The 8,131-nt window shown below is 38.0% G+C and carries 9 protein-coding genes and 1 pseudogene; 9 read left to right on the top strand and 1 reads right to left on the bottom strand.

Annotated elements, in window-relative coordinates; genetic code table 11:
- Positions 1–187 (top strand): annotated as a pseudogene (locus CI949_RS13525) (carbohydrate ABC transporter permease); the annotation flags it as partial.
- A gap of 39 nt (positions 188–226) precedes the next feature.
- Here the strand turns inward: CI949_RS13525 and CI949_RS13520 are convergent.
- Positions 227–691 (bottom strand): PTS sugar transporter subunit IIA, encoded by a 465-nt coding sequence (locus CI949_RS13520; protein ID WP_108140004.1) that lies wholly within the window; start codon positions 689–691, stop codon positions 227–229.
- Between the two features lie 258 nt (positions 692–949).
- Here CI949_RS13520 and CI949_RS13515 point away from each other — a divergent pair, with 258 nt between their 5' ends.
- The 8 genes from CI949_RS13515 to CI949_RS20955 all read left to right on the top strand — a co-directional run.
- Positions 950–1,708 (top strand): ABC transporter ATP-binding protein, encoded by a 759-nt coding sequence (locus tag CI949_RS13515; RefSeq protein ID WP_108140002.1) that lies wholly within the window; start codon positions 950–952, stop codon positions 1,706–1,708.
- A gap of 12 nt (positions 1,709–1,720) precedes the next feature.
- Positions 1,721–2,419, top strand: a complete 699-nt coding sequence (locus CI949_RS13510; protein WP_208109006.1) for an ABC transporter ATP-binding protein — start codon at positions 1,721–1,723, stop codon at positions 2,417–2,419.
- Between the two features lie 4 nt (positions 2,420–2,423).
- Positions 2,424–3,284 (top strand): branched-chain amino acid ABC transporter permease, encoded by an 861-nt coding sequence (locus CI949_RS13505; RefSeq protein ID WP_108139998.1) that lies wholly within the window; start codon positions 2,424–2,426, stop codon positions 3,282–3,284.
- Between the two features lie 4 nt (positions 3,285–3,288).
- Entirely contained in the window at positions 3,289–4,242 is a 954-nt protein-coding gene (locus tag CI949_RS13500; protein ID WP_108139996.1) for a branched-chain amino acid ABC transporter permease, read from the top strand.
- A gap of 130 nt (positions 4,243–4,372) precedes the next feature.
- Entirely contained in the window at positions 4,373–5,590 is a 1,218-nt protein-coding gene (locus tag CI949_RS13495; RefSeq protein WP_108139994.1) for an ABC transporter substrate-binding protein, read from the top strand.
- A 107-nt stretch (positions 5,591–5,697) separates the two neighbouring features.
- Positions 5,698–6,813, top strand: a complete 1,116-nt coding sequence (locus CI949_RS13490; protein ID WP_108139992.1) for a hypothetical protein — start codon at positions 5,698–5,700, stop codon at positions 6,811–6,813.
- Positions 6,814–7,101: 288 nt separating this feature from the next.
- Positions 7,102–7,929, top strand: coding sequence for a nitrogenase iron protein (nifH, locus tag CI949_RS13485; RefSeq protein ID WP_108140022.1), 828 nt, complete (start codon positions 7,102–7,104; stop codon positions 7,927–7,929).
- Between the two features lie 112 nt (positions 7,930–8,041).
- Positions 8,042–8,131: P-II family nitrogen regulator (locus tag CI949_RS20955; protein WP_365941664.1), on the top strand; the 90-nt coding region annotated here is incomplete at its 3' end.

Below are 8,131 nucleotides of genomic sequence, written 5' to 3'. Positions count from 1 at the left end.
TATTAATGATGATCAAAAAAAGCTAGCTCAGCAGGGAGTAAAAATGCTTTTTGCCAGTTCTTCAGAACGGGACTGGGGAATTATTATGGCAGGAACTATCATGGTGGTAATTCCAACTCTAATTGTATTTTTACTGGCCCAGAAGTTTTTCGTTAAAGGAATTGCTACCCAGGGTATAAAAGAATAGATATTATTTTATCTTTAAATTCTGGTGAAAGATCTGCTGTTATTCAGTAGATCTTTCTTTTTCTTTAAAAAGCTCTATAAATTCTGTTTTTCCTTCTGCCTCAAGTAAGCTTTTCCTGAAATCATCCTCTCTCAGCCAGCTGACAAGAGTCGAAACTAATTTTAAATATTTAGGTGAATAATCTGGATAATCAGCTACCATAAATATCAGTTTTACTTTTTTTCCATCCAGACTGTGATATTCAATTCCTGGTTTTGATCTGCCAATAGCCAGGGATAATTCGTTAACTGTTTCGCTTTTACCGTGGGGGACCGCAATTTCTCTCCCAAAACCTGTGCTGCCTTCTTTTTCTCTCTCAATTATTTTTGCCAGAAATTTATTCTGGACCTGAATTTTATCCCCTATTTTTAATAAATTAACCATTTCTCTTAAAGTTTCTTCTTTATCACTAGTATTGAGATCAAGATTAATTAAATTCTTCTCTAATAATTTGCTTATTTTCATATTTCTTACCCACCCTTCTATTGCTTAAATTATATAATAATGCTGATAGATAAGTCAATCTAAACTGGCTAAACAAAACCAATAATTTGTTTAAAAAGAATAAAATGGATAATAAGAAGCAATGTATCCCTGGATAATGGGATTAAAAACTTTATTGTAACTGGGCTACTTGACACCTGCCATAAAAAGGATTAGTATTAAAGCAAATTAACATAAAGCTAACAAATTGAGTAGATGAGTAGAAAGGAGAGATGTTTTATGTTAAAGGTAAAAAGTGCAGTAAAAGAGTTTAGTGGATTTAGAGCAGTAGACGAATGTTCTTTTGAAGTAGAAAAGAATACGATTACTGGTTTAATTGGTCCAAATGGAGCTGGCAAAACAACGATGTTCAATTTAATTGCCGGATCTTTAGATCTTGATCAGGGGGAGGTTTATTTTTCTGAGCAGAAAGTAAATAATTTTGCACCGCACCAGATTGCGCGTCTTGGTCTGGCCAGAACTTTTCAGATCCCGAAAACTTTAAAAAAGATGACGGTTATGGAAAATCTAATGCTTGTACCTTCAGGACAGAGTGGAGAAAACCTCTGGAACAGCTGGTTTAATTCGGCAAAAGTAAGTAGAGAAGAAAAGTCAGTTGAGGCTAAAGCTTTTGAGACTTTAGAATTTCTGGAGATGACTCACCTGGCTGATGAGATGGCTGTTAACCTATCGGGTGGACAGAAGAAACTGCTGGAACTTGGAAGAGCATTAATGGCCGATCCAGAATTAATTATGCTGGATGAACCAGGAGCCGGTGTTAATCCGACTTTATTGAATAAAATTGCAGAAAATATTATTAAATTAAAAGAAAGAGGAAAAACTATACTTTTGATTGAGCATAATATGGATTTAATAATGAATATCTGTGATCGAGTTATTGTAATGAATGACGGTAAGCATTTAGTTGAAGGAACTCCGGCTGAAGTTAAGAGCAACCCCCGGGTTTTAGAAGCTTATCTGGGAGAAAAAACGGCTTAAGGAGTGGTCTTATTGTTGAGAATTAATGAAATTTATGCCGGTTATGGTGAAATAGAGATAATCCACGGTATTTCTCTAAATGTTGAACAGGGAGAGATTGTTTCCATTGTGGGGCCCAACGGCTCCGGAAAGTCCACTCTTTTAAAATCTATTTTTTCTCTAGTTGATATTATGGGCGGAGAAATTAATTATCTGGGCAGTGATTTAACAGCTACAGCAACTGACCAGATGATAAAAAAAGGACTTTCTTTTGTACCACAGACTGACAATATTTTTCCAACTTTAACCGTGGAAGAAAATCTGGAACTGGGTGCTTATGTATCAACAAAGAAGCTCAGCGACAGGTTTGATTTAATTTATAATCTGTTTCCACCGCTAATTGAGAAGAGAAAGAAAAAAGCAGGTACTTTAAGTGGTGGGCAGAGACAGATGGTGGCTTTTGGCAGAGCTCTGGTAATGGAGCCCAAACTGCTGCTCTTAGATGAACCAACAGCCGGACTGGCACCGATGTTTATCGATTTAATTTTAGAAAAAGTTGAAGAAATTAATAAAACAGGAGTTTCAATTTTAATGGTAGAACAAAATGCAAAAAAAGCTTTAGCAATGTCAGATAGAGGTTATGTGCTGGCTGCTGGTGAAAAAAAATACGAAGATAGTGGGCGAGGCTTACTTGAGAATAAAGAAGTAGCGCAGCTCTTTTTGGGAGGATAAGTCTATGGTCTTACAGTTGTTTTTGAATGGAGTAATACTCGGATCAATTATAGCACTGGGTGCAATTGGATTATCATTAATTTATGGGATTTTGAAGTTTGGACATTTTGCACATGGTGATTTAATGACACTCGGTGCTTATTTTGCTTTTTTATTTAAGGTACAGCTGGGCCTGCCATTTTGGCTGGCTTTTGTTTTAGCAGCATTATTAACTGCGGGTACAGCAATCCTTTTAAATCTTATCTTATACAGACATTTAAAGAAAAGAGATTCGGTAATTGTAATGATTTCTTCTGTCGGAGCTGCTTTGATCATTAGAAATCTGGTTTTATTATTCTGGGGTCCGCAGAATCAATTTTATGAGAAAGCTATTCAGATGCCGATTGTTCTGGCTGGAGGGCTGCTGAGAATTAAAGAAAATCAGATCATAATTTTAGTTCTGGCTCTGACCCTGGTTATTGCAGTTCACTTATTTTTAAGTAAAACCAAAATGGGTAAAGCCATGCGGGCAATGTCAGACAACATTGATCTGGCTCAGATAACTGGGATTAATACAGAAAAAGTAATTATCTGGACCTGGGCAATGAGCGGTGTGCTGACTGCAGCGGCAGGTATTTTACTTGCTTTTGATACCCATCTGACCCCGGTAATGGGCTGGAATTTACTGCTGCCATTATTTGCGGCGGTTATTCTGGGAGGAATTGGCAGTCCCTATGGGGCAATGTTTGGGGGGCTGGTAATTGGTATTTCTCAGGAAATGTCAACTCTGATAATTTCCGCAGCCTACAAGCCGGCAGTTGCCTTTACAATTATGATCTTAATGTTAATTATTAGACCTTCTGGTTTAATGGGAAAGAAGGTGTAAATAGATGACTTTTGCAGGTGTTTTTTCATATCTAGTTTTCTTTTTGATTTTTGCTGGTATTTATGCAGTGATGACTATGGCTTTGAATATGCAGCGTGGTTTTGCGGGGCTTTTTAATATCGGGATTGCTGGTTTCTGGGCAGTTGGCTCCTATACTTCAGCAATTATGACCAAAGGGCCCTCACCTGATCACCTGGGTGGTTTTGGAATGCCCTTTATTATCGGGCTGCTGGCTGCAGGGCTGATATCGGCTCTGGTGGCACTGCTGGTAGGAATTCCAACAATTCGACTGCGGGAAGACTATCTGGGAATAGCAACAATTGGTATTGCCGAAATAATCAGACTGGTAATCAAAAATGAAGCCTGGTTGAGTAATGGTGTTAGAGGTATTTCAGCAATCCCAAAACCGATGGCTGGTAGTTTTGGTTCAAACTATAATTTGTTTTTTCTATTAATTGTAGTTTTAATTATCGCCCTCTTTTATTATCTCAGCGAAAAAGGGATTAACTCTCCCTGGGGTAGAATCTTGAGAGCGATTAGAGAAGACGAAGAGGTAGTTAAAGCTGTGGGTAAAAATGTAGTTCGCTACCGGATGGAGGCTTTTATCCTTGGTGCTTTTATGATGGGAGTTGGGGGTGCCCTTTACGCCCATTTTACTTCCTTTATTTCACCGGAGGCTTTTAGACCGATGCAGGCCACCTTTTTAGTCTGGATAATGCTGATTATTGGTGGTAGTGCTAATAACTTTGGCTCGATTGTCGGTGCTTTTTTGACCTGGGGAATCTGGACAGGAACTGAATTTTTAACAGGAATGCTGCCTGCTGCTTACACAACTCAGGCCGCTGCTATCAGAGTAATCCTGATTGGAGTATTTTTAGAATTAATTTTACTGAATCGACCTCAGGGTTTATTTGGAGAAAAGAAATACAGCAGTGCTTCGACAACAGCTGATGGTTAAATTTTCGTTAATTCAGGTTATAAAAATTACAGCACTAAAGAAAGAAAATATTAAAATATGAGTCTGAAATTTACTCTTAGCTGAGTATTTTTAAATATAACAAGTAGAGAGAATAAGAGGAGGAAAAATAATGTTTAAAAAGAAAATCTTGATTACAATGCTGTTAATGTTGTTTCTGTCTCTGACTGTTAGCGGGGCCCTGGCTCAGGAAACTGTTAAAATTGGTACTTTAATGCCGCTTACTGGTGGACTTGCTTCTTATGGGCAGTTTACCCGTAATGGTACCCTGCTGGCTCAAAAAATTATTAACGAACAGGGCGGTCTGCTGGGGGGAAGAGAGCTGGAGTTAGTTAATGTTGACACCCAGACAAATCCCCAGGCAGGAGTTGATGGGGCCCAGAAGTTAGTTTCTGTAAATGGGATCAATGCCATAGTAGGTGCTTTATCAAGTGGTGTTACAATCCCTGTTGCTGAGAGTGTTACGGTTCCCGGTGAGGTAGTTTTGATCTCTCCTGCTTCTACCTCACCAGTACTGACTAATTTAGATGACGATGGATTTGTATTTAGAACAGTACCTTCTGATAGTTTACAGGGGGTAGTTGCCGGTAATCTGGCCGCAGACTTAAATCATGATTCACTGGCAGTAATTTATGTGAATAATGACTATGGTCAGGGTTTAAATGATGCAGTAGTTGAGCAGTTCGAAGAAAGAGGTGGAGAGGTAACTGCCTCAATTGCTTTTGAACCAAACAAAGTTTCCTATAGAAGTGAACTGATGGAAGCTGCTGAAGACAATCCGGATGCTTTATTATTAATTGCCTACACTGATGATGGTGGAATCACAATTATCAGACAGGCTTTAGAAAATGGTTTTTTTGATGAATTTATCTTTACAGATGGTTTAAAAGCACCTGAAATTACAGAGGGTGTTGAACAGTATCTGGAAGGAATGCGTGGTACAGCACCAACTTCCATGCCTGGTGGAGAGGGTCCAGAGTTATTTACCGAGCTTTATGAAGAAGAATTTGGCGAAATTCCACCTAAACCATATATTGATACCAGTTTTGATGCCACCTTTGTCCTGGCTCTGGCAATTGAAAAAGCTGGAAGTACAGAAGGTCCGGCCATTAGAGATGCTATTAATGAAGTCTTAGCTGAAGACGGAATGGTAGTTAATATCAATGAATGGAATAAAGCTAAAGACTTAATTGAAGCTGGAGAGAAAATTCGCTATGAGGGTGCTTCCGGTCCTGTACTCTTTAATGATGTTGGAGACAGTATGGGAGCTATTGGTATCTGGAAGATTGAAGATGGAGATATTGTCAATGAAAGTGTTGAAGTACAGTAATTTAATAACTCATTTAAAACTGAGTTGCTAAATACTATACAGTAAGTTCAGAAAAGATCCCGGCCATTTAAGGTTGGGGTCTTTTTCTAACTGGGGAGGTGTTTATTGTGCCGAAAACTAAACTGACAGATATCACTTTTAGAAATTTGCCGCTGCTTGACCTGGCAGCTCTTAAGAGCACAGAAGCTGAGATAATTAAAATAATGACAGAAATGGGAATAGAAGAAGTCGAAATAGGCTCAGCAGCTTTAACAGAAGAATTTAGAGCTGGGAGTATCTCTGAAAAAAATAAGAAAATTGCAGCAAAGAAAAGGCTGAAATTTCGCAGCTGGAACAGGCCCTTAATTTCTGATCTACAAAAATCATGGCAGGCAGAAGTAGATACTGCAGTTATTTCTGTTTCATTAAAAAATTTACAGTTCAGACGGCTAGTTTATAAGAAGTCGGCAGATCTATTATTGACTGATTTAAAGAGAAGCATCTATTATGCTCAGGAAAAGGGTCTGGAAATAGTAGTCGAGTTCCAAAACGCTTCTGCAGTCAATTTGAACTTAATCCTGGAGCTTGCTGATTTTTGCCGTACAAGGGGAGTTAATAGATTTTCCTATCAGGAAGCAGAAACTGTAATTGAGCCGCTAAAATTTAAGCAAAGAATAGAGGCTATTATCAGCACCGCTGATTTTGAACTGGAAGTAAACTGCAGTAATGTCTTCCAGACAGCAGCTGCAGCATCACTGGCAGCTTATAAAGCTGGTGCTCAAGGCATTTGTGCCAGTTTTAATGGTTTTAGCAAAAAACCTTACCGGAGAACAGCGCTAGAAGAAATTATGATGATCTTAAAAAAGATTGAAGCTCTAGACAGCAAATATAAAACAGAAAAACTCTTTGAGTTAAGTCGGCTAATGGCAGAGTATTTAAACGATTTTCCGGCTGTTAATAAAGCAGTAATTGGAAAAGATATTTTTAAGCACGAATCTGGTATTCATGTAGCTGGTATCTTGAAAAATCCCACTACATATGAAGCATTTTCTCCAGCAGAAGTCGGGTTGAAACGGGAAATTATAATTGGAAAACACTCCGGGAAAAAAGCAGTGATCGCAAAGTATAGAGAATTTGGTCTTTATTTGAGCCTTAAAGAAGCTGAACTGAAATTAAAAAAGATTAAAAGAAAATCTACCGAGTTAAAAAGAGCTTTAACAGAAAATGAATTAAAAGATATCTGACCTGGATAGCAGTTTTTGCTAATCCAGGTTTTTTTGTATCCAGCTATAAATGACACCTTCATGTTATATATTTAGCTTATATACAATTATACACTTGAAAATACCAATTATGATGTTATACTTTAGATAATAAATTTAAAACCTAACATAAATGAGCAGAAATATAAAAAAACTCATTCTCTACCGTGATTTAAATTTATAATTCAATAAGGTTATAAATATTCGAATAAATTTCGAATGTCTATAATATAATATCAAACTCTAGGAGGAAAAAAAATGAAAGAAGAATTGAGACAGGTAGCGATTTATGGAAAAGGTGGTATTGGAAAATCAACTACAACTCAGAATTTAACCTCGTCACTGGCAGAGATGGGAAAGGAAATCATGGTGGTTGGATGTGATCCCAAAGCTGATTCAACCAGAATGCTGCTGGGGGGTATGGACCAGCAGACAGTTCTGGATACTTTAAGAGAAGAGGGACAGGATATTGAGCTGGATGATATCTTAAAGCGCGGTAAAGATTTTGAAAATATTCGCTGTGTAGAATCTGGGGGACCTGAGCCTGGTGTAGGCTGTGCTGGTCGTGGTATTATAACCTCAATTAACATGCTGGAGAGTTTAGGAGCCTATACTGATGAACTTGACTATGTATTTTACGATGTTCTGGGTGATGTTGTCTGTGGTGGTTTTGCAATGCCGATCAGAGAGGGTAAAGCACAGGAAATATATATAGTAGCAAGTGGAGAGTTAATGGCACTTTATGCAGCAAATAATATCTGTAAAGGTATTAAAAGATATGCTGAATCCGGGGGAGTAAGACTGGGAGGAATTATCTGCAACAGCCGTCAGGTTGATGGTGAGCTGGAACTGCTGGAATCTTTTGCTAAAAAACTTGGCAGTCAGCTAATTCACTTTGTACCCCGGGACAATATTGTGCAGAGAGCTGAGATTAACAGAAAAGTTGTTATTGCCTATGACCCGGAATCAGATCAGGCCCAGGAATACAGGAATTTAGCAAAGGCAATTGATGACAATGAACTCTTTGTAATTCCAGATCCAATGGAGCAGGATGAGTTAGAACAGTTAATGATGGACTTTGGTATTTTAGAGGTGTAGTTTTAGAAGCTGACTGAGTTAATCTTTATTTGAATTTAACTATTTTAAAAAGTACTAAATTAGCAGTGAGTAAGCGAGTAGCAGATTAAGAGAGCGAGAAGGGATGATATAAGTGAAATTATTGCAGGCGATTATCAGACCGGAAAAAAGTTCAACGGTTCTTTCTGAATTAAAAGAGGCGGGTTTTCCGGCGGTAACTAAA

The organism is Halanaerobium sp., assembly GCF_003070835.1.
The sequence above is the reverse complement of the archived record's forward strand: the minus strand, read 5'-3'. Positions and strand labels throughout refer to the sequence as shown.